The sequence below is a fragment of the Archangium violaceum genome, assembly GCF_016887565.1.
Classification (GTDB): Bacteria; Myxococcota; Myxococcia; order Myxococcales; family Myxococcaceae; genus Archangium; species Archangium violaceum_B.
In genome coordinates this window covers 13185455-13206883 of record NZ_CP069396.1, presented here as the reverse complement: position 1 = coordinate 13206883, position 21429 = coordinate 13185455, and the positions used below count along the sequence as shown (strand labels likewise).

General features: G+C 67.6%; 15 protein-coding genes and 1 pseudogene. 9 read left to right on the top strand and 7 right to left on the bottom strand.

The features are described 5' to 3' along the window. Positions 1–72: 72 nt before the first annotated feature. The 3 genes and pseudogenes from JRI60_RS52780 (at position 73) to JRI60_RS52770 (ending at position 3099) form a co-directional block, all read left to right on the top strand. Positions 73–675, top strand: a complete 603-nt coding sequence (locus JRI60_RS52780) for a Uma2 family endonuclease (protein ID WP_239470251.1) — start codon at positions 73–75, stop codon at positions 673–675. A gap of 322 nt (positions 676–997) precedes the next feature. Next, a pseudogene (locus JRI60_RS52775) lies at positions 998–2068 on the top strand (serine/threonine protein kinase); the annotation flags it as partial. A 470-nt stretch (positions 2069–2538) separates the two neighbouring features. Further along, positions 2539–3099, top strand: a complete 561-nt coding sequence (locus JRI60_RS52770) for a Uma2 family endonuclease (RefSeq protein WP_204229489.1) — start codon at positions 2539–2541, stop codon at positions 3097–3099. 6 nt (positions 3100–3105) lie between these two features. On the opposite strand, the gene JRI60_RS52765 is transcribed toward JRI60_RS52770, so the two are convergent. The 4 genes from JRI60_RS52765 to JRI60_RS52750 all read right to left on the bottom strand — a co-directional run bounded on the left by JRI60_RS52765 (position 3106) and on the right by JRI60_RS52750 (position 6665). After that, a complete protein-coding gene (locus JRI60_RS52765; protein WP_204223735.1) occupies positions 3106–3489 on the bottom strand; it encodes an HIT family protein in 384 nt (127 codons plus the stop codon). 30 nt (positions 3490–3519) lie between these two features. Beyond that, positions 3520–4521: an NAD(P)H-dependent glycerol-3-phosphate dehydrogenase gene (locus JRI60_RS52760; protein ID WP_204223734.1), complete on the bottom strand. Its 1002-nt coding sequence runs from the start codon at positions 4519–4521 to the stop codon at positions 3520–3522. Between the two features lie 10 nt (positions 4522–4531). Beyond that, positions 4532–5551 (bottom strand): hypothetical protein, encoded by a 1020-nt coding sequence (locus JRI60_RS52755; RefSeq protein ID WP_204223733.1) that lies wholly within the window; start codon positions 5549–5551, stop codon positions 4532–4534. A 349-nt stretch (positions 5552–5900) separates the two neighbouring features. Then, positions 5901–6665: a sulfite exporter TauE/SafE family protein gene (locus tag JRI60_RS52750; RefSeq protein WP_204223732.1), complete on the bottom strand. Its 765-nt coding sequence runs from the start codon at positions 6663–6665 to the stop codon at positions 5901–5903. Between the two features lie 171 nt (positions 6666–6836). On the opposite strand from JRI60_RS52750, the gene JRI60_RS52745 reads away from it, so the two are divergent. Continuing rightward, a complete protein-coding gene (locus JRI60_RS52745) occupies positions 6837–8183 on the top strand; it encodes an IscS subfamily cysteine desulfurase (RefSeq protein WP_204223731.1) in 1347 nt (448 codons plus the stop codon). A 57-nt stretch (positions 8184–8240) separates the two neighbouring features. Continuing rightward, entirely contained in the window at positions 8241–8819 is a 579-nt protein-coding gene (locus JRI60_RS52740) for a class I SAM-dependent methyltransferase (protein ID WP_204223730.1), read from the top strand. Positions 8820–8907: 88 nt separating this feature from the next. On the opposite strand, the gene JRI60_RS52735 is transcribed toward JRI60_RS52740, so the two are convergent. Then, positions 8908–11718: a M16 family metallopeptidase gene (locus JRI60_RS52735; RefSeq protein ID WP_204223729.1), complete on the bottom strand. Its 2811-nt coding sequence runs from the start codon at positions 11716–11718 to the stop codon at positions 8908–8910. Positions 11719–12021: 303 nt separating this feature from the next. Here JRI60_RS52735 and JRI60_RS52730 point away from each other — a divergent pair, with 303 nt between their 5' ends. Both JRI60_RS52730 and JRI60_RS52725 read left to right on the top strand, forming a co-directional pair. Next, positions 12022–13338 (top strand): AHH domain-containing protein, encoded by a 1317-nt coding sequence (locus JRI60_RS52730; RefSeq protein WP_204223728.1) that lies wholly within the window; start codon positions 12022–12024, stop codon positions 13336–13338. Positions 13339–13350: 12 nt separating this feature from the next. After that, entirely contained in the window at positions 13351–13914 is a 564-nt protein-coding gene (locus JRI60_RS52725) for an imm11 family protein (RefSeq protein ID WP_204223727.1), read from the top strand. A gap of 10 nt (positions 13915–13924) precedes the next feature. Here the strand turns inward: JRI60_RS52725 and JRI60_RS52720 are convergent, their stop codons facing one another. Continuing rightward, positions 13925–14881 (bottom strand): alpha/beta fold hydrolase, encoded by a 957-nt coding sequence (locus tag JRI60_RS52720; protein ID WP_204223726.1) that lies wholly within the window; start codon positions 14879–14881, stop codon positions 13925–13927. Between the two features lie 334 nt (positions 14882–15215). Between JRI60_RS52720 and sppA the strand changes: the two genes are divergently transcribed. Beyond that, positions 15216–17009: a signal peptide peptidase SppA gene (gene sppA / locus JRI60_RS52715; protein ID WP_204223725.1), complete on the top strand. Its 1794-nt coding sequence runs from the start codon at positions 15216–15218 to the stop codon at positions 17007–17009. A gap of 133 nt (positions 17010–17142) precedes the next feature. On the opposite strand, the gene JRI60_RS52710 is transcribed toward sppA, so the two are convergent. After that, on the bottom strand, positions 17143–17790 hold the full coding sequence (locus JRI60_RS52710) for a peptidoglycan-binding domain-containing protein (protein WP_239470249.1): 648 nt from the start codon (positions 17788–17790) through the stop codon (positions 17143–17145). Positions 17791–18033: 243 nt separating this feature from the next. Between JRI60_RS52710 and JRI60_RS52705 the strand changes: the two genes are divergently transcribed. Further along, positions 18034–21426: a hypothetical protein gene (locus JRI60_RS52705; RefSeq protein ID WP_204223724.1), complete on the top strand. Its 3393-nt coding sequence runs from the start codon at positions 18034–18036 to the stop codon at positions 21424–21426. The last annotated feature ends 3 nt before the right edge of the window (positions 21427–21429 follow it).

Genomic DNA, 21429 nt, shown 5'->3' with positions numbered 1-21429 from the left:
AACAGCGAGTCCAGCGGAGAGACGGAACCCGCACGGCCAGAGACCCGCGAACCCAGCGGAGCACCGGAAGCCGTGCCCCAGGAGGCGAGCCCGGAGACCGGGGCAGCGGACGCGGGCGGCGGTGGCGAGAAGCGCAAGGCGACGTACGCGGACCTGGAGACGGTGCCTTTTGACCACGTGGCGGAGCTGGTGGAGGGCGAGCTGTACGTGAGTCCGCACCCGGGCGCCGCGCACATGGTGACGGCGACGGAGCTGTTCGGAGAGCTGGGAGGCCCGTTCAGCAAGGGCCGGGGAGGGCCGGGAGGGTGGAGGCTGATGTTCGAGCCGGAGCTGCACCTGGGGGAGGACGTGCTGGTACCGGACCTGGGGGGCTGGCTGCGCGAGCGCATGCCGCAGCCACAGGGAGGGGAGACGCTGCGGCTCGCGCCGGACTGGCTGTGCGAGGTGCGCACGGCCACGTCGCGGGCGTTGAGCTGGGAGACGAAGCTGCGGCTCTACGCACGCGCGGGGGTACGGCACGTCTGGCGGGCGGACCCGGAGACGCGCACGTTGGAGGTGCTACGCCTGGAGGGGACGGACTACCAGCTGCTCGCCAGCCACCAGGGCGAGAGCCGGGTGCACGCCGAGCCCTTCGAGGCCCACGAGCTGGACCTGGGCCTCATCTGGGACGAGTGAGCGGACCGGGGAGCGTGGCACACGTCGATGGAATCGGGAATCGCCCTTCCTGAATACGGTGCCACCATGCCCCGCTGGTTCAACACCGCGGGCCCGTGCCGGCTGGACCACCACTACATGCTACCGGCCCTACGAGGTCCTACTCTCCGTGCTCCGCTGAGCGGACTGCACGGGGGGGCGGCCCCCGTTGCCCCGAGGCGAGCAGTGAACAGGTGGACACTGCGGACGAAATGTCTGGCGGGTAGAGGATGAACCGGAAATCCGGCACTTCCCGGCGGGGGTTGGGGTGAGCACAGTGGGGTGCCACCTGGGGGCAGGACCGATGAAGCTGGGCAGGTATCAGTTGCTCGACAAGCTCGCGACCGGAGGCATGGCCGAGGTGTACCTCGCGCGCGCCACGGGGCCGATGGGCTTCGAGAAGGAGCTGGTGGTCAAGCGCATCCTTCCGCATCTGGCGGCGGATGGTCGGTTCGTGGAGATGTTCCTGGCGGAGGCGCGGCTGGCGGCGCGGCTCAACCATCCGCACATCGTTCAGATCTTCGATTTCGGAGAGGCGGACGGCACCTGGTACCTGGCGATGGAATACATCGACGGGCTGAACCTGAGGGTGCTGTCGAAGCGGGCGCGGGAGGCGGGGATGGAGCTGCCGCCGGCGAGCTGCGCGCGCATCATCGCCTCGGTGTGCGAGGGCCTGGCGTACGCGCACGAGCGGACGGACCCCACCACGGGCGAGCCGCTGGGAATCATCCACCGGGACATCAGCCCGGACAACATCCTGCTGTCGCGCGAGGGCGCGGTGAAGGTGGTGGACTTCGGCATCGCGAAGATGGCGGGCCAGGAGCTCAGGACGCAGACGGGGGTGGTGAAGGGGAAGCTGGCGTACATGCCCCCGGAGCGATTCAGGGAAGTGGAGATGGATCGCCGGATGGACGTGTACGCGCTGGGGGTGGTGCTCTACGAGCTGCTGACCGGGCACAAGCCGTACGAGGCGGGCTCGGAGGGTCAGCTGGTGAGGGCCATCCTGTACGAGCAGCCGGTGCCGGCGGTGAAGTGGAGGCCGGAGCTTCCGCCGGCGCTGCGGCGCATCCTGGAGCGGGCGATGGCGAAGGAGCGCGAGCAGCGCTATGCGGACTGCCGGGCGCTGCAATCGGACCTCGAGCACTTCATCCTGAGCACGGGGGAGCCGGTGGGAGCCTGGCAGCTGGCGAGGCTGCTGGCGCGGGTGACGGAGAGGCCCGGGGACGAGAAGACGGTCGTCGAGAGCGGAGTGCCCGGGCCGGTGAGACAGGCGCGGGCCCCGACGCCGAAGCCCATGCAGCGCGTGCCCACACCACCGCCCGCGGCGGCGATACCCGTCCCGCGGCGGACGGCGGAAGGACCCAGACCCGAGCCGGCGGACGCGATGACGATCCGCGAGCGCGCGCCGCAGCGCTCGGAGGCGCCCACCATCCGGTTGGAGAAACCGCCCCAGCTCCAGGAGCCGAGGCCGTCCGCGAGCCCCAGGGAAGAGAAGCCCACGGAGAGCGCCCAGCGCCGCTCGCAGGTGAGGAAGGCGGGAGCGGGAATCATGCTCCTGCTCGCGCTGGCGGCCTGCGCGTTCCTGTGGAGCGAGGAGCCCGTCCAGGTGGAGCCCCTGACGGCCCAGGTGACCAGCGGGAGATGACGCGGGAGCCTTCTTCCGCGCTCGCACGCTCGCCGGGGAGGCAGCGGCCCGCCGAAGCGCCGGAGGAAGGTCACCTTTACAGTCACCCAGGGCTACACAACGTTTCAAGTCGGGTGTAGTCTGCCCGTATGAGTACCGAAGCCAGCAGTGAGTCCTGGAGCCCACTTGAAGAGGCCCGCCCGGCTGCCCATGCTCGGGACATGGGCGGAGGGCAGAAGCGCAAGGCGACCTATGCGGACCTGGAGGCAGTGCCGCCCCACCTCGTGGCGGAGCTGGTGGACGGCGAGCTGCACGTGAGTCCCCGGCCCGCCTTGCCGCACGCACGCGCGGCGGGGAGGCTGAACTCCCAGCTCGATGGTCCGTTCGATCAGGGGCACGGTGGCCCGGGAGGCTGGCTGCTCTTGTTCGAGCCCGAGCTGCACCTGGGCGAGGACGTGCTGGTGCCGGACCTGGCCGGCTGGCGGCGCGAGCGCATGCCGGAGATGCCCCAGGTGGTGGGCGTCACCCTGGCGCCGGACTGGGTGTGCGAGGTGCTCTCCCCATCCACGGCGGTGCTGGACCGGGAGAAGAAGACGCGGGTCTACGCCCGGGAGGGCGTGCGCCACCTGTGGCTGGTGGACCCGCTGCGGCGGGAGCTGGAGGTGTACGGGCTGGAGGAAGGCCGCTGGAGGCGGCTGGGCACGCACGCGGGACAGGAGCAGGTGCACGCCGAGCCCTTCACGCCCCTGCGCCTGGAGCTGGGCCTGCTCTGGGCGCGCTGAGGCGACCTACCTGGGCAGCAGGTAGTTCCCCTTGCTGGGGATGACATGGCGCACGCCGCCGCGCGGGTCCTCCATGTCTCCGCGGTAGCGCGGGATGACGTGCACGTGCAGGTGGAACACCGTCTGTCCCGCGGCCTCTCCCACGTTGAAGCCCACGTTGTACCCATCCGGCCGGTGGCTCGCGTCCAGCGCGCGCCGCACCTCGTCCACCAGCGCGAGGAGGGCGTGCTGCTCCTCCAGCGAGGCCTCGAACCAGGTGGCCACCAGCCGGTGGGGAATCACCAGGGTATGCCCCGGGCTCACCGGGTTGGCGTCCCGGATGGCGAAGGCCAGCCGGTTGGAGGCGACCCACCGTTCCCGGGGGACCTGCGAGAAAGAGGAGGACGACATGGAGGGCCTCGGGGCTGGGAGAGCCCTACCTTACGCGGCTTGCCGGAACTGCCGCTCGACGACCTCCGTCATCGCGTCACGAGCGCGCTTGCCCTGGTGGGTGACGAGGTACACCTGGTGGCAGATGGGAAGCTCCACCCCGGTGCGCTGCGAGAGCGCATGCGCGCTCAGGGCCGTCTTCACGCCCTCGATGGAGGGCTTCTTGATGGAGCGGAGGATGTCCTCCAGGGCGCGGTCCCGGGCCAGCTCGAAGCCCACCTGCCAGCTCCGGGACAGCTCGCCGGTGCAGGTGAGCACCAGGTCCCCCATGCCGGACAGTCCGCTGAGGGTGCGCGGGTCCGCGCCCAGGTGCACGGCCAGCCGGGAAATCTCCTGCAGCCCCCAGGTGATGAGGGAGGCCCGCGTGTTGAAACCGAAGCCCAGCCCCTCGGTCATCCCCACGGCCAGGGCGATGACGTTCTTCAACGCCCCGCCAATCTCGACCCCGATGACATCCGTGGTGGTGTAGGTGCGGAGCGTCTCGGTCTGGAACAGCCGTTGGCAGTCGCGCGCCACCTGCTCGTCGCGGGCGGCGATGGTCACCGTGGTGGGCCGCCGCTGGGCCAGCTCCTGGGCGAAGGAGGGGCCGGACAGCAGGGCGATGAAGGGGTGGAAGGCCTTGGGGAGACAGTCCTCCAACAGCTGCGTCATCGTGAAGAGCGTCCCATTCTCGAGTGCCTTGGACACGGTGAGGATGGGAACGCCGGACGGCAGATGGGGGAGGGCGGCGCGCATCACCTCGCGGGTGACGTGCGAGGGGACGGCGGACACCACGAGCCGCGCCCCCTCCAGCGCCTCCTCCATGGACAACGTGGCGCGGATTCTCGGTGAGAGCGGAATACCAGCCAGGTAGACGCCATTCTCGTGCCGCGAGTTGACGCTGGAGACCACCTGCTCGTTGCGGCCCCAGAGCCAGACCTGGTCGCAATGCACGGCCAACACATTGGCCAGGGAGGTGCCGAAGGGGCCGGAGCCGAGAACGCAGACACGCATGAACGGGAGACTACCGGGCCTGCGCGGGCTTCTGGAGGAGGCTCGGAGCGAGGGCGAAGGCCTCGTCGGCGGTCTTCACGAAGCGGGTGACGTGGGCCTTGAGCCAGCGGCGGCCCTGGATGGTGGAATCCCCCACGATGGCGACCACGGGGATACCCACCTCGGCGGCGTAGACGATCTCCATCAGCGAGCCGACGTACTGCCAGTTGGGGCGCGACAGGTCGACGATGAGCAGATCCGACGCCTCGATGAACCTGCGCTCGGTCTCGACGAGATAGGCATTGAGCCGGTCCTCGGGCAGGTCGATCTCCTTGAGGGACTTCTCCAGGAGCTCGTACATGGAGAACAGGGTGGCCTGGGGGCAGTGGCGGGCCAGGGTGGCGCGCGCCTGCTGGATGTTCTCCTTCACCTCGGCGGTGGAGAGGTCCTCGATGGCGTGGGCGTAGTAGATGCCGCGAGGGGTGATGCCCGCGTCGCGGAACATGCGCACGGTCTTGACCGAGTCATCCTCCATGGGGTGGTGCTGCCAGTTCCAGCGGTCGCCCTTGCCGCTGCGCTCGGCGAGCACCTGGCGGACGAACTGGGAGGAATAGGCGGGCGGGGTGAGGACGTAGTGCGCGCCGTCCGGGTTGCGGACGTAGATGTAATTGTCGGCGCCGGACTCACGCACCTGCCGCAGCTCGTGCATGGCCTCGATGCGCCGCGCCTCGCACGACAGCCGGGTGGCGAGATCCGCCGCCAGGTCCATGTCCACCGGCAGCAGGTGCAGGTGGAGATGATCCACACAGCAGGCCTTGAGACCACAGTCGAGCGTGGTGCCATGCTCGAACACCACCCAGCGGGTGGCGGGCGTCTGCTTTTGGACCAGGGCGAGCACGGACTCGATTTCCCTCTGCACCTGGTCCGCCTGGGGAGCCTTCAGCGTGGCCACCGAGCTGCGATGCCGCTTGGAGACGAGCATCACATACCCCTCGATGATGGAGCCCAGCGCCGGCAGGATGACGTGCTCGTCCGTGGAATGGACGATCATGTTCGCCGGATGTCTTTGGCCCTCCTCCGAGATAGCCCAACACAGTCGACATCCATCGAACTGGTTGCGAACTTCCCTCTGGGAAACGTCGCTCAGGATTCCAAATTGATAGAGACGTCCCCCGGTATTTCCCGAAGAAGAAGACAAGCCCGACCTCCCTTTGATTTGCGGGTCAGTGTTTATGAGGTAATGGCTCATCATCTGTCAACGGTCTGACATACGCTCCGTGACGATTTCTTTGCCGCACCGTGACATTGGGAATCCTCTCGAATTCCCATAACGCACCGCGACAGCCGGGAGAAACCCGACCAGTCGGTAGGCAGGTAGGGATTCAGACACGCGCCAGGATTCAGGCACCGCGCCAGAAGTAATAACCCGTCATGGCCCAGGCGGTGGCGCCCACGAAGGAGCGGACGCGCGCGGGCTCGACGCGCTGGGCCAGGACGGCGCCGAGGAAGCTGCCGGAGGTGGTGCCCATCGTCACGAGCACGCCGTGCTCCCAGGCGATGGCATCGGCGCCCACGAAGATGGCGGTGACGAGCCCATTGAGGATGACGCCCAGCACGGACTTGAGCGCATTGGCCTGGTGGATGTTCTTCAACCCCATGAGGGAGAAGAGGGAGAGCATCAGGATGCCGAGTCCCGCGCCGAAATAGCCTCCATAGATGGAGACGAGGAACTGCAACACCAGGGAGAGGCCCAGGGGGAGCGGAGGAGCATCGGCCTCTGACACTCCGCGGAGCCTGGCGAGCAACGGACTCCCGAAATTGAAGAGCAGGGTGGCCGCCAGGAGCATGATGGGGACGAGCGCGCCGAAGGTGGCGCGCGAGCTGTTGAGCAGCAGGATGGCGCCAATGGCGGCGCCGAGCAGGCTCGCCACACTCAATAACGCGGTGAGCCGTCCCAGTCCTTGCATCTCGCGGCGGTAGGCGAGCGCGCTGGCGACGTCACCCGGCCACAGGGCGACGGTGCTGGTGGCATTGGCGCGGATGGGGTCCACCCCGGTGAACATCAACGCGGGGAAGATCAAGAACGTCCCGCCCCCCGCCACTGCCTTCAATGCTCCCGCCCCGAACGAGGCCAGCAGCAGGACGAAACCCTGGACGAATGTCATTGTGCCTCGGGATTCAAAACCCGGTTGCAACTGTCGGAATCACTTCATGGATGTGAATACTATTGACAGCGGGACGAAAACAATTCTTTTTGTCAGATGTCAGACAGCGCGGCCATGATGCGCGGGTGACGGAGACATCCGCGCCGCCGGCCGGACACCCGAAAGGCTCCCGTGAAACTCCCCATCTACATGGACAACCATGCCACCACGCCCGTGGACCCGCGGGTGCTGGAGGCGATGCTGCCGTATCTGAAGGAAGAGTTCGGAAATGCCGCGTCGCGCAATCACTCCCATGGCCGCAAGGCGGAGGCGGCCGTCGAGAGGGCGCGCGCACAGGTGGCGGAGCTGATTGGCGCGGAGAAGCGGGAGATCATCTTCACCTCCGGCGCCACCGAGTCCGACAACCTCGCCATCAAGGGCGTGGTGGAGGCCTACAAGGCAAGGGGAGATCATCTCATTACCTTGAAAACCGAGCACAAGGCGGTGCTCGAGGCCTGCAAGCGTCTGGAGCGGACGCGAGCCGAGCACATCGAGGGGTTGAAGAGGCTTCGGCTGTCGGAGGTCAGCGGACAGGAAGTCACCCCGGAAAACCAAGCCGCGCTGGCCGCCCGACACGACTTCGAGCGGGACGAGGTCTTCCAGCGCTGGCTACGGATGCCGATGCCGGGCGCGCGGGTGACCTATCTGGAGGTGGAGAAGGATGGGCGGGTGGACCTGAAGCGGCTCGAGGCGGCCATGACGGACAAGACGCTGCTGGTCAGCGTCATGCTCGCCAACAATGAGATTGGGACGATCCAGCCGGTCAACGCCATCGGGGAGCTTTGTCGACGCAAGGGCATCCTCTTCCACTGTGACGCGGTGCAGGGATTGGGGCGGGTGCCCTTCGACGTGGAGGAGGCGAAGGTGGACCTGGTGTCGCTCTCCTCGCACAAGATGTATGGCCCCAAGGGAGTGGGGGCGCTGTACGTGCGGAGCAATCCCCGGGTGCGGCTCACGCCGATGATCGAAGGCGGGGACCAGGAGAAGGGGGTGCGCTCCGGCACGCTGAACGTCCCGGCCATCGTGGGATTCGGGAAGGCGGCGCAGCTGGCCCTGGAGGAGCTCGAGCAGGAGTCCACCCACGTGCTCCGGCTCCGGGAGCGGCTGCGCCAGGGCCTGTTCTCGCACTTGGAGCTGCTCACGTTGAACGGGTCGCTCGAGCACCGGCTGCCGGGCAACATCAACGTCTCGTTCGCCTTCGTGGAGGGCGAGGCGTTGATGATGGCGCTCAAGGACGTGGCCCTCTCCTCGGGCTCGGCCTGCTCCACGGCGGCGCTGGAGCCCTCGTACGTGTTGAAGGCGTGCGGCGTGGAGGATGACCTGGCGCACTCGTCCATCCGCTTCGGACTGGGCCGCTTCAACACCGAGGAGGAGGTGGACCACGTGAGCAGGCTGGTGGTGGAGTCCGTCCAGAAGCTGCGCGCGATGAGCCCCCGGTACCAGGCGGTGAGCCGGAGCCAGGTCTCCGCGGTGGGGTGAGGCGTGCACCCGGGCGCCCCTCCACGGCTCGTCGCGAGCTCCCGGATGCCCGGGTGGATGCGTCATTTCGGCAGGCCGGAGGGACTGCTGGGCGCGCTCGCCGGCCGGCTCATGGCCTGGAAGAACCGGGGGCGCAGCCTGTCGGTGCTCACGCGGGTGGACCCGCGCCCCGGTGAGCGCATCCTGGAGGTCGGCTTCGGCCCGGGGGTCGACATCCACCGCGTCAGCCGCATCGCCGCCTTCGTCGCCGGAGTGGATCAGTCGGGCGTCATGGTGGAGCAGGCCCGGCGCCGCAACGCCGACGCCATTCGCGCCGGCAGGGTGGAGCTCCACGCCGGAGACGCCGGTTCCCTCGCCTTTCCGGATGGCTCCTTCGACAAGGCCTTTTCCATCAACTCCGCGCAGTTCTGGCCCGAGCCCCTCGCCGTCACCCGGGAGCTGTACCGCGTGCTCCGGCCGGGTGGGCGACTGGTGCTCGCGGTGCAACCCCGCTCGAGCGGCGCCAATGCGCGGACGTCGCGGGAGACGGCGGTGGAGCTCGCCGCGCTGCTGAACGCCAGCGGGTTCCAGGACGTCACCACGGAGCTCAGGCCCGCGGGGTCGGTGCCCATCGCCTGTGCCATCGCCACGAAATGAAACGGGGTGAGGGCAGTGGCGACCCGGGGGCCGCACGACCCTCACCCCGACCCTCTCCCGGAGGGAGAGGGGAAGTGACGGAGAGGGACTACGGAGCCGGAGGATTGACGACGGGGGCCTTGGCCTTCTTCTCGGCGCCCGCGAAGTCACCGGCCTTGACCACCGTCACCTTCTTCCAGTCGAGGTACCTGGCCATGGCGGCGCGCACGTCCTCGGGCTTGAGCTCGCTCATGCGCTTCTCGAAGGCGGCGTCGAACTCCAGCGTGCGGCCGATGAACAGGTAGGAGACGAGCGTGCTGGCCAGGCCGCCGTCGTTGGCGCGGCCGGTGCGGCGGTACTCGAGCAGACCCGCCCGGGCCTTCTCCAGCTCCTCGGGGGTGAAGCCCTTCTGGAGGGCCTTCTCGAGCTCCTCGCGCATGGCCTTCTCCAGCTTGCCCGCGTTCTGCGGAGCGTAGATGGCATAGGAGGAGAAGCTGCCCACCGGATCCAACGAGCCCGCGGTGAGCGAGCTGCTGACGCTGTAGGACAGACCCTCCTGCTGGCGCACGCGCGTGGCCAGACGGGAGTTGAGGAAGCCACCGCCCATCATGAAGTTGCCGAGCACGAGCGCGGGGTAGTCGGCGTTGTCATCGCGCAGGGACAGGCCCTGGCCGGCGAGGAAGAAGGCGTTGGCCTTGTCGGGCGTCTCGAGCGAGAGCGCCTGGGCGACCGGCTTGTAGGGCTGCGAGACGATGCGCTCGTAGGGAGCGGGGCTCTTCCAGCCGCCGAACAGCTCGGCGACCTGCTTCTTGAGAGCGTCGGCGTCGAAGTCGCCCACGGCGGCGAGCTCACCCTGGGAGGCGCCGTAGAAGTCGCGGAAGAAGGACTGGGCCTGCTCGAGGGTGGTGTCCTTGAGACCGGCGAGCGCCTCCTCGAGGGTATCGGCGTAGTAGGGGTGTCCCTTGGCGTAGGGGGAGAGGGCGCGGGAGTAGGCGATGGAGGCCTGGGTGCTGGGCTCGCTGCGCTGGGCCTCGAGGGCGGCCAGACGCTCCTCCTTGAGGAGGGCGAACTCCTTGGCGTCGAAGGAGGGCTCGCGGAGCACCTCGGCGACCAGCTCGAGCACCTTGGGGAGGTGCTGACGAGGGGCCTCGACATAGACGTTGGCGCTATCGGCGCGGCCGCTCACGCTGACGCGGGCCTTGAGCTGGTCGAAGGCATCCTTGAGCTCCTGGCGGGAGTGCTTCTTGGTGCCGCGCATGAGCATGGCGCCGGCGTACTCGGCGGCATCGGCGCGGCCCCAGAGGGCCTTCTCGGTGCCCCAGCGGAGGGAGAAGACGACGGTGGCCATCTCGCCGCGGGTCTTCTTGGGGAGCAGGGCGAGCTTGAGACCGGCGGCCTGCGAGCGCTGCACGCGCTTCTCGATGTTGGAGGGGGAGGGGTCGAAGGCCTCGCCCTGGGCGATTTCACCGCGACCCTTGTAGCCCTGGAGCATGGCGGCGACGTCGACGCGCGGAGGCAGCTCGGAGCGGTCGGGCCTGGCGGTGGGGAAGAACAGACCGAGGGTGCGATTGGAGGGCTTGAGGTACTGCTCGGCGACGCGGGTGACGTCGGCGGGGGTGACGGCCTCGACGCGGTCGCGGTGGAGGAAGAGGAGACGCCAGTCGCCGATGGCGGCCCACTCGGAGAGCTGGATGGCGGCGCGCTCGGAGTTGTTGAGCATGAGCTCGACGGACTTGAGCAGGGCCGTCTTGGCGCGGTTGACCTCGTCGGGGGTGAAGGGAGTGCGGGAGGACTCCTCGACGGTCTTCAGGAGGGCATCGCGGGCGGCGTCGAGGGACTGACCCTCGCGGACCTCGGCGGAGAAGGAGAGCACACCGGGGTCATGGAGCTGGAAGTTGTCGGCGTCGGCGGAGGCGGCCTTCTTGGTCTCGACGAGGGCCTTGTAGAGGCGGCCGGAGGGCTCGTTGCCGAGGACGTGGGTGAGGACGTCGATGGCGGCGAAGTCGGGGTGAGCGCCCTCGGGGACGTGGTAGACGGCGGCGAGGGCACTGACGTCACCGACGCGGCGGAGGGTGACGAGCCGCTCGCCGTCCTGGGTGGGCTCCTCGGTGTAGGTGACGGGGACGGGCTCGGAGGGCTTGCGGAGACGGCCGAAGGTCTTCTGGACCTCGGCGAGGGCCTTCTGGGGCTCGAAGTTACCGGCGACGACGAGCATGGCGTTATCGGGGCGGTAGTACTTCCGATAGAAGGCCTGGAGGCGGTCGATGGGGACGTTCTCGAGGTCGGCGCGGGAGCCGATGGTGGACTTGCCGTAGTTGTGCCAGATGAAGGCGGCGCTCATGACGCGCTCGGAGAGGATGCGGGAGGGGCTGTTCTCACCGCGCTCGAGCTCATTGCGGACGACGGTCATCTCGCTGTCGAGGTCCTTCTTGGCGATGAAGCTGTTGACCATGCGGTCGGCTTCGAAGGAGAGGGCCCAGGCGAGGTTGGAGTCGGAGGCGGGGAGGGTCTCGAAGTAGTTGGTGCGATCCAACCACGTGGTGCCATTGGGGCGAGCGCCGCGCTGGGTGAGGGCCTGGGGCACGTTGGGGGTGGTGGGGGTGCCCTTGAACAAGAGGTGTTCGAGGAGGTGGGCCATCCCGGTCTCACCGTAACCTTCGTGGCGGGAGCCGACGAAGTAGGTGACGTTGACGGTGACGGTGGACTTGGTGGGGTCTGGGAAGAGGAGGACGCGGAGCCCGTTGTCGAGACGGTACTCGGTGATGCCCTCGACGCTGGTGAAGGGGGCGAGGGAGCCGGCCTTGGACCTGCTCTGGGGAGAGGGAGCGACCTGAGCGGGAGTAGGCGCCTTGGCGAGAGCTGGGGCGGAGGAGAGGAGGAGGGCCGCGACGAGGAGTCGGAGGCGAGGGGAGAGGAGCATGCGGGAAGGCCTGCTTTTCGCGAGGAGGTTCCGGGACAGCGTGCGGAAGCTACCAACCGGGCATGCTCCGTCCATGTTCCCGACGAGGGTAAAGGGGAGAAAGAGAGGGGAGGGTAAGTGACCCGGGGGAGCAAACGAGCGGAGCCGTGAAAGCCCCCTCTCCCTCTGGGAGAGGGCTGGGGTGAGGGTATATCCGCCCCGGGTTCCGTCCCTGGAGCACGCACGAGCCACGAGAGAAGACCAACACGCGCGCCATGACGAACCAACGCGCGGCATCCCGCGTGTCGTGCATGCTGTCGGGCCATGAGGAGACCGCTCGCATTGCCGCGCGTCGCCGTGGTCCTGTTGCTCCTTCTACCCCTCTCGTGCGTCACGTCACCGGCTGGAATCCCTGAGGGCGTAGGCCCGCGGGCGGAGCCTCAGGTGGTGAGAACGAGCGAGCTGCCCGGAGGCAAGCTGCGGCTCTCCTTCGAGCCGGTGGCGCGCGACCGTGCACTGGAGCACCTGAGCGTGGAGGAGGCGAGGAAGGCGCTCGTGGCGCTGTACGACTCCTTGCCCCTGAAAGAGAAGTCCCGGCTGCGGCTCGTCCTGGCATCAGCGGGGACGAGCCAGAACCAGCCCGCGGAATGGGAAGTGCGCTTGAGAGAGGAGTACCTGTCCAGGTACGGCCCACCGCTGCTGCCGCTGCCCCAGTCCCTGGAGAACAGTCCCCTCGTCCTGGCCCTGAAGCTCTCGCCCCGCTACATGGGCGAGGGCGTGCGCGAGGCGGCGGGGGAACTGTTCCGCTCGCCCGTCTTCCTGGCGAGCGTGGCCCTCTCGGTGCTGGTGTACTTCGCGGCGTGGCTGGCGCCCGAGCCCGTCTTCACCAAGGCCTTCGCCGCGACGCTGACGGTGGTGTTGGCGCTGACGGTGGGCGTGCTGGAGCTCACCCAGCTGGCACGGGCCTGCGTGCGGCTGTACCAGGAGACGGACTCAGCCAGGACGGTGCAGCAACTCGAGGCGGCGGCGGAACACTTCGGCAGGGCCATGGGAGGCACGGCGCTGCGGGTGCTGATGCTGGTGGCGAGCGTGGGAGTAGCCAAGGGCCTGCCCCGGGTGCCCGAGGGCGGCCTCGGGTCGCTACTGCCGCCCCGGTTCGCATGGGAGGGAGGAGCGACGCTGGTGAGCGCGTCGGAGGTGCGGATGGTGGCCGACGGCACCGTCATCATCACCAGAGTGGCGACCGGCACGGCGGCCAGTGCGGCGGGCGCGGCGGGCAGCGCCTGCACCGATGGCGCCGAGAAGAAGGACGGCTACCAGTGGCACCACCTCGCCACCAACAAGAATGAAATTTCGACGTACCGGGGCGGTCCGTGGACACCGCAGTTCGATGAACTCTTCCAGATGGCGGGAATGAGTCTGGATGCTGCCGAAAACCTCGTCTACCTCAAGGGGCACAAAGGCCCCCATCCAGAGGCGTACCACTTGGAAGTGTACCGCAGGCTGAGGATCGCGGTCCTACAATGCCGATCGACCGAGCATTGTCGCAGCATGCTGGTGGAGGCATTGAGAAAGCTGGCGAAAGAGATATGCACTCCCGGCGCTCAGCTGCACCAGCTGGCAACGAAGACGGTGGATTGAAAGGGCGAGTGCATGAACCGGTTCTTCGACCTGGATGACGACAGGCGATCCCTCGATCGATGGCACTTGAGAAGCCCCGTCGACGAGCACGGGCAGAAGATCGACCCCTGGCAGTTCGACGAAGGCAGACGGATCGAGCCCTGGGGAACGACCCGGTTCCCCGTGAGGCCCGATGGGCGGGAACTGGACTTCACCATGGCCGCGTTCTCCATCCCCGTGGTCCACGGCCGCGTCGTTCAGCTCTTCGAGCGTCTGGGCATCCAGGAAGTCCAGTTCCTCCCCGTCCAGGTGGACGGCCACGAGGGACCCTGGTTCATTCTCAACCCCCTGCGAATCATCCGCTGCATCGACGACGCCCGGTGCAGGGAAGTGCACTACTGGAAGCCCGAAGATGGCCAACCGGAGAAGGTGGGTCAGTACCGGGTCGTCTCGGGCATGCGCATCGACCCCGCGAAGGTGGGGGACGCGCGCATCTTCCGCCCCTGGGGCTGGACGGTGGCCCTCATCATCTCCGAGGACCTCAAGGAGGCCCTGGAGCGCGAGGGCCTCACCGGCACGAATTTCACCGAGGCCTGAAGCGCCGGCCCTACCAGCACCGGGCGGCGAAGGCGGCCAGCTCGCGGTTGAACCTGCGGGCGTCCTCCCAGAAGGGGGAGTGGCCGATGCCGGAGTAGAGCGACACGAGGGCGCCGGGCACCACGGAGGCGATGTGGCGGCTGGACTCGGGGCGCACGACACGGTCCTCCAGGCCGTGCGAGACGAGCACGGGGACGGTGAGGCGGTGCAGCACGTCATCGTGGTCCACCACGCGCGAGCCGAGCGCCTCGCGCACATGCGGGGGCACGTGCCGGGTGTAGGCGAGCACGGCGTCGCGGGTCTCCGGCGACACGGGCTGGTGGTGGAGCAGCGAGACGAAGCGCTCGAGGGTGGGGAGGCTGATGGCCTCGTCCTGGGCGAAGAGGCCGGGGATGAGCCCGAGCATCTCGGGCGCGAGCAGGGCGAAGCCCTCCTCGGAGCCGCACTTCACCATGGAGGACACGAAGTTCACGCCGGAAATCCCCTCCTGGCCGTAGTGGCGCAGGTAGTCGGAGACGACCAGGCCGCCGTAGGACCAGGCGACGAGCAGGGGACGCTCCAGCGAGAGCTCGGAGATGACGGCCCGGAGGTCCTCGGCCCACAGCCGCCCGTCACCATAGGCATCGCGAGGCTTGTCCGAGTGGCCATGGCCGCGCAGGTCCACGGCGACCAGACGGAAGCCCAGCCCGAGGGCGCTCTGGAACTGCCGGCGCCAGGCCAGGTGGCACTGGGAGAAGCCGTGGATGAAGAGCAGGGGAGGCCCGTACAGATCGCCCCCGTCGTACACACGGAGCGAGACGCCCCCGGCGCCCCGGACGGAATGGACGCGGACCGGAACGGGCTCGGAGAAGGGCACCTCCGGGTCACGCAGGGCCGAGGGGGACTCCAGCAAGCTCAGGGTGGAGCCGTGGAGGGGCCGCGCGGCCGGAGAAGGCGTCTGCACTGGAAGTGAGAAGATGTCGTCCATGAGGGGGGTCCTGCCGGGGATGCGTGTCGTCTCCTCGAAAGAAATAGGCATCGCCACAACGCGGGGAGACCCCTCACTTCATTCCAGGCCCTCCGGACGTTTCCGGGAAGACGGGCCTAAACCGTCAACCCATTCACGGGCGGACAGTAGGGCTTCTGGAGGACAGTGGAGGGACGCCCGCCCGCATGCCAGGCGCGTGGAAGGGGCGGAGTGGGGAGGGAGAACGGCTGCTCGCCGCACCGGGAGGCGCGGGCGAATAAAGACGCGGGGTTCGTGTTGGGAGGCGGTTGGTAGTAAGCCTTCGGCATACACGCAGGTGTCAGGAGCCTCGCGCATGAAACGCTTCATCATCGGTTCGCTCGCCGCAGTGGGCGCGCTGAGCCTTCTCATCTTCGGAGCCATGGTGGGGCTCGCCATCCTGGGGGCGGCGAGCAAACCGGGGGTGCCGTCGGGCAACGTGGTGTTGGAGCTGGAGCTGGACGAGCCGCTGGTGGAGTACCTGCCGGAGGACTCGCTGGCGAGCGCCTTCGGGTCGGAGAAGCTGACGGTGCGGGACGCGGTGGACGCGCTGGAGAAGGCGGGGGGGGACGAGCGGGTGAAGGCGCTGGTGGTGAGGCTCAACGGGGCGCCGGGGAGCACGGCGGTGGTGCAGGAGCTGAGGGACGCGGTGAAGGCGTTCCGGGCGAAGGGGAAGAAGGCGGTGGCGTACGCGGACACCTTCGGTGAGGGGGGAAGCGGGACGGGGGCGTACTACCTGGCGTCGGCGTTCGACGAAATCTACATCCAGCCGTCGGGGGACGTGTCGGTGGTGGGGGCGGCGATCGAAACGCCGTTCGCGCGCGAGGCGTTCGCGAAGCTGGGGGTGAAGCCGCGGATTGGAAAGCGGTACGAGTACAAGAACGCGGTGAACACGTACACGGAGCAGACGTACACGCCGGAGCACCGCGAGGCGACGGAGCGGTTCCTGACGAGCATGTTCGGGCAGATGGTGAAGGGGGTGGCGGAGGGGAGGAAGCTGAGCGAGGAGCAGGTGAAGGCGGCGATCGACGCGGCGCCGCTGTTGGGGAAGGAGGCGGTGGAGGCGAAGCTGGTGGACGGGCTGCTGTACCGCGACGAGGTGTACGCGAAGGTGAAGGAGGAGGCGGGGAAGGACGCGAAGCTGCTGTACCTGGAGAAGTACCTGGAGAGGGCGGGGAGGCCGAACACGACGGGGCCGACGGTGGCGCTCATCTTCGGGGCGGGGGGAATCGCGCGAGGGAAGAGCTCGACGAACCCGATGTCGGGAGAGGTGACGATGGGGAGCGAGTCGGTGGCGGCGGCGTTGAGGAAGGCGGCGGAGGACGACAAGGTGAAGGCGATCATCTTCCGGGTGGACAGCCCGGGAGGGAGCTACGTGGCGAGCGACACGGTGAGGAGGGAGGTGCGGAGGGCGAGGGAGAAGGGCAAGCCGGTGATCGTGACGATGGGGACGTACGCGGCGAGCGGTGGGTATTTCGTGGCGATGGACGCGGACAAGATTGTGGCGCAGCCGGGGACGCTGACGGGGAGCATCGGGGTGTTCGGGGGGAAGATGGTGACGGCGGACCTGTGGGAGAAGCTGGGGGTGAACTGGGAGCCGTTGGGGGTGGGGAAGAACGCGACGATGTACAGCTCGGACCTGGAGTTCACGCCGGAGCAGCTGGCGAGGAACGACGCGTTCCTGGACCGGGTGTACGAGGACTTCACGGCGAAGGCGGCGGAGGGGAGGAAGATGCCGGTGGAGAAGCTGCGGGAGGTGGCGAAGGGGAGGGTGTGGACGGGGGAGGACGCGAAGGAGAAGGGATTGGTGGACGAGCTGGGAGGGTACGCGGTGGCGCTGAAGCTGGCGAAGGAGGCGGCGAAGCTGGAGGGAGGGGTGAGGGTGGAGACGTTCCCGCGCAAGAAGAGCGCGGCGGAGGTGCTGTCGGAGCTGCTGGGCCAGCAGAAGGGCGAGAGCAGCGACGACGAGGGGACGGGGGTAAAGGTGACGGCGCCGTGGGAGCCGGTGTTCGAGCAGACGCGAGCGCTGTACCAGTTGGGAGTGAAGCTGGGGGTGGTGAGCGAGAGGCGTCAGGTGTTGTCGGCGCCGGTCCCGGACACCACCTGGTAACACCCAACCCCTCTCCCACCGGGAGAGGGACGGGGTGAGGGTATCGAGTCCCCCGGGTTGAATCCGCGAGAAGCCCCCTCTCCCTCTGGGAGAGGGCTGGGGTGAGGGAAGAAGAGAGAGCCAGGGCCGCCCATCAAAAGCCCAGCTTGGAGAAGGCGGCGCGAGTCAGGGGTCCGTAGAAGCCAGTGGAGGGGACACCGTGACGGGCCTGGAACTTCTTGAGGGACAGCTCGGTCTGAGGGCCGAAGACGCCGGGGCCGGTGTTCAACTGGGACTGGGTCATGAACCCCAGCTTGACCAGAGCGGCCTGGAGCTGCTGGACCTCGGGGCCCTTGGAGCCGCGCTTGAGGTTCCTCGCGGGTAGGGATTTGGGGGGAGGGCGGCGCGAGGGGGGAGGAGGAGGAGAAGCCCCTCCAGTGAACCAGCCCCAGTGCCGGGTGTCACCGCGAGCCGAGGCACGGATGCTGATATGACAATGATGGGTATGTGGATTGGAGCCCCGGTAGGGACGCCATCCGCGCCCGTCCCTGGAGTGGATGCGTCGGTTCCAGATGACGTAGGTGACGCGGCTGTCGTTGAGCGCGTGTTTGGCGATCTCATCACCTGTGGCGCCCGAAGCCGGATCATGGGTGATGTCGACGGCGTTGCCGTCGTTGTGATCGGACTTGGTCTTCTGGTGGCGAGCGTCGCCCATGATGCCGTCGGAAGCCGTCTTGCGCTTGGGCCAACGCGCGTTGGCATCCTTGAGGGCCTGTCGAGCCGCGGGTGCGGGAGTAGCCATGGAAGCCTCCTATGGGTTCTCCCGGGTGGAGAAGCGGGGGCGCGAATGTGACGCACGCCCGCCACTCCCAAGGCGGCAGCCCGGGCAGGCAACAGGAGAAGGTGAACACCGCGCGAGAGGAGGGCGGGTGCTGACTGTCACCCGGGAGTCACCCGGGAGTGAGCTTCGAGGCTGACGCGGCGCGACACCCTTTGCAGGCCAGGGGCATTCGACTAACGGGGAGGGCCTCTGAGACCGAGGCCCATGAGCAAGTCGAAGAAGAAGAGGCAGGAGGCACCGGCCCCCCGGCCCGAAGCGGCGCCATTGCCATTGAAGCGGCTCACGAGGGCGCAGTGGAACGCGGGCAAGGCGATTGCCGAGGCGCTGCAGGACATGGCCAACGAGCGGGGGCCCTCCGCGCCCGTGCCGGCGCGGGAACATTCCTACCTGCCGCACATCGAGGGGAAGCGGTCGAACCGGGTGCTGCTGATCGACGGAGACCGGGGCACGGGTAAATCCACGCTCGTGGTGACGCTGCTCCATGCGTACGGGCAGCAGGTGTTGGGGGAGGAGCCTCCGGAGAAGTTCGAGAAGATGGACGATCGGATCATCCCGATCGGGCTCATCGACCTCCAACCGCTGCCGCCACAGACGAACCTGCCGCTGCACATCGCGGGGCATCTCAAGCGCGTCGTCGAGGCGGTGGAGCCCCCGACACCGGTCGCGCCGGAGAATCCATCACTGCCCTGGGAGGGCCCGGCCCTCAGTCAGCTTCGAGAGAAGTGGCTGCGACTGATGAAGCTGCTGGTCACCTGGGACGAGAGCCTGGAGGGGAGGGTGGGGCGGCGGGACATGAGCGCCTACGTGATCGAGACCATCGATGAGGAGCTCGAACGCGGACAGCTGCCGCAGCGGTTCCGCGAGGCGCTCGATGCGCTGGTCGAAGACTACGCGAGAAAGTACCGGAAGAAGCCGCTGTTCCTGCTGGCCATCGACGACGCGGACATGAATCCGCGACTCTCGGTGAAGCTGCTCGAGCTGCTGCGGAAGCTGTGGCATCCGCGGCTGGCGTTCCTGGTGGCGGGAGACAGCAAGCTCTTCCTCTCGAGGTTGCAGGAATCCCTGCAGAACCAGGCAGGCAAGGGGCCAAAGGATCAGGAGGACTCCCGCAGGCTGGCGGAGGACATCTACGCGAAGGACATCCCCAGCTCGGCGCGCTTCCGGCTGGACACGCTGACGCACAGGGAGCGGGTGAAGCGAATCCGGGAGATCCGCAAGCTCCTCAAGCAGTACACGGTCGAGGTCCGGCCTCCGGAGATTCCCCGCGAATACCCGGCGAATCCGCCCACCCTTCGTGACTATCTCCTGGAGAACGAGCAGAGCGCGGAGCTGCTCCCGGAGCGATTGCGGCAGATCGACGAGTTGACGGCGAGACTCCGCAAGGAGAACGACGTCAAACGAAAGGGCCCCCCCTCTTCCGCGTCGCTTCGAATCATCAAGTGGCTCTGGGACCAGACCGTGAAGGAGTGGGCCCCCCAACACCGGGAGCTCACCGAGATGGTGAAGAGCTCCCGGATGGATGGACGACTCCAGCTCAACACGCAGAAGGTCCGGTTGATGAGCGAGTTCGAGCCCGTGGCGGGGATTCCAGCGGGTAGCAGTGGGAGCACCCTCTCGCTCCAGGATCTGCTCCGTTTCCGTGCGTACCTGGTCTCCAATATCCCCGCCCCTCAGCTTGGAAAGAAGCTCGGCAATCAAGAGTTGGACGGACCGTTGACGGCCTGTTGGTTGCTGGCCGCGGACGTGGCGGCCGATGTCGTCCAGGGCAGCCGTCTGGACGAGCTGGCCGCACCGTTCGACAAGGGAACACTGCAATTCGTGGTGGCTTCCTGGAAGAACTCCCAGCTGAACACCGCCGTGGTCGTGCCCTGGGTGCTTCCAGCGTGGAAGGCCCCCGTGGACCACGTGTTGTTCGCTCGCTACTGGCGCCAGCTGCTGGCCCAACCACACGGGACATGGGATGTCAGCCTCCTGGCGCGTCAGTTCCTGTGGCTCGCCCTCCAGATCGCCAGGAGCCGAGGTGTCACCCTTCCGAAAGAGGCCTGGTGGGAAGGCGTATCGGACTGGCCCGCGCTCGCGGAAGAGCTCGCCAGGCTGGCGGAACCTTCGGAGGGCGCCTCGCCTCGACAACAGGTCAACGCCCGATGGGCGCTCGAGGAAGCCGTGCTCATCGCGGCTCCCGAATCCGGTCTTCCCCTCGAGGAGGCGCGCAGCTTCCTCGAGGTGCTGATGAAGCGACTGGGCCCCTTGTGGTCAGCCAGGGCGATTCAAGCGAGACGCTTCGCGCGAATGGTGCCCCCGGTGCCCCCGAATCGCGCCACTCCAGACCGCCAGTTCGCCCTCGAGGACATCGACGCGACCATTCCATCCCATCCATTCGTCGAGGCCATGAAAGGCCTGAGCGAGCAGACGAGCAGCCGGGGCGACGTCGCGGACCTCTGGAACAGCATCAACCGCCTGGAGGTGCCCCAACTCAAGCCCATCATGAGGGATGAGCACGAGCTCTCACACTACAGCACCACGTCGCGCCAGAGAGCGCTGGGCAACCTCCCCAAGGTGCTCGCCTCCGCGGCCCGGCTGGAGGTCGAGCGCCATCAGCGAATCTCCGAAAACGCGCGGACCCCCGTCGTCCTCGTGGGTCTGTGGCGAGTGTTCGCGGAGAAGCTGGCACGCCCTGACGTGATGGAGTGGTTCTCGCTCTACCAGACGAAGATCATCATCAGCAAGGCGGCGAGCGAGTTCGGAAAGCATTTGCGCGACCTCATCTGGAACGGACGTGAAGGGGACGCACGAGAAATCACGATCGATGCGCAGCGAACCCTCCACATCGAGCGATTCGCTCCGGTACGACGCGCGCCGGAGCTGCCCGCCCCCCTCGATGCCTTGTTCAGGCTCATCTTCGACTATGTCCAGGACCAGGATGACGCGTCCGACCTTCCAGCCGAGCACCCGGAGCTGTTGCTGTGGCCTGTCGTCTTCACTCAGTCGCTTTCAGATTACAAGCAACCGTTTCATTCCTGGCCCGCCGTGAGCTGGCCGTCCTTGAAGGAATACGAGGACTTCGTCGGCATCTGGGCGGAAACAGTGCAGAACCTCAGCGGATGGCTCACGCTGGATAGCGCGACGCACAAGCCCTACGTCGCTGATTCATTGGCGCTCAGCTATCTCAGGAACTGTGCGGCTTCGCGTTGGAGGTCTGGAGGGAGCCCCTACATCGAAGGTGTCGCCACGAAAATGCAGTTCGATCCCCTGCTGAGAAACCTCACGGAGCAGTCGAAGGCGCCGGTGGGGCGTCGCGACAAGTTGTTCGCCAGGTGGGTCGAAAGTCTCCCGCTGATGGGGACGCCGGAAGCCGCGCTGTCGAACTCCATTGCACAGGTCTTCATCGAGTACGCCCTCTCCGCCGGCATGGATCCCTCCCGGCTTCGTCGGATGCGTCGCGAGCGCATGCGCGCGGACGGCGTGCCCCATGACCTGCTCGAGACAGTCCTCGAGAACATCGATGAGCCCTTCCCCGAGCATCCCTGGGTCAAGAGGATCGAGGCCCGTGGCCCGGCTGACGGTGACGAACCCTCGCGGAAGAAGCCTCACTCCTGACGG

Coding starts and splice junctions, on each gene's coding strand:
- JRI60_RS52770 (WP_204229489.1), top strand. CDS start 2,539: ATGGGCGGAGGGCAGAAGCGCAAGGCGACCTATGCGGACCTGGAGGCA.
- JRI60_RS52765 (WP_204223735.1), bottom strand. CDS start 3,489: ATGTCGTCCTCCTCTTTCTCGCAGGTCCCCCGGGAACGGTGGGTCGCC.
- JRI60_RS52760 (WP_204223734.1), bottom strand. CDS start 4,521: ATGCGTGTCTGCGTTCTCGGCTCCGGCCCCTTCGGCACCTCCCTGGCC.
- JRI60_RS52755 (WP_204223733.1), bottom strand. CDS start 5,551: ATGATCGTCCATTCCACGGACGAGCACGTCATCCTGCCGGCGCTGGGC.
- JRI60_RS52750 (WP_204223732.1), bottom strand. CDS start 6,665: ATGACATTCGTCCAGGGTTTCGTCCTGCTGCTGGCCTCGTTCGGGGCG.
- JRI60_RS52740 (WP_204223730.1), top strand. CDS start 8,241: ATGCGTCATTTCGGCAGGCCGGAGGGACTGCTGGGCGCGCTCGCCGGC.
- JRI60_RS52735 (WP_204223729.1), bottom strand. CDS start 11,718: ATGCTCCTCTCCCCTCGCCTCCGACTCCTCGTCGCGGCCCTCCTCCTC.
- JRI60_RS52730 (WP_204223728.1), top strand. CDS start 12,022: ATGAGGAGACCGCTCGCATTGCCGCGCGTCGCCGTGGTCCTGTTGCTC.
- JRI60_RS52725 (WP_204223727.1), top strand. CDS start 13,351: ATGAACCGGTTCTTCGACCTGGATGACGACAGGCGATCCCTCGATCGA.
- JRI60_RS52720 (WP_204223726.1), bottom strand. CDS start 14,881: ATGGACGACATCTTCTCACTTCCAGTGCAGACGCCTTCTCCGGCCGCG.
- sppA (WP_204223725.1), top strand. CDS start 15,216: ATGAAACGCTTCATCATCGGTTCGCTCGCCGCAGTGGGCGCGCTGAGC.
- JRI60_RS52710 (WP_239470249.1), bottom strand. CDS start 17,790: ATGGCTACTCCCGCACCCGCGGCTCGACAGGCCCTCAAGGATGCCAAC.
- JRI60_RS52705 (WP_204223724.1), top strand. CDS start 18,034: ATGAGCAAGTCGAAGAAGAAGAGGCAGGAGGCACCGGCCCCCCGGCCC.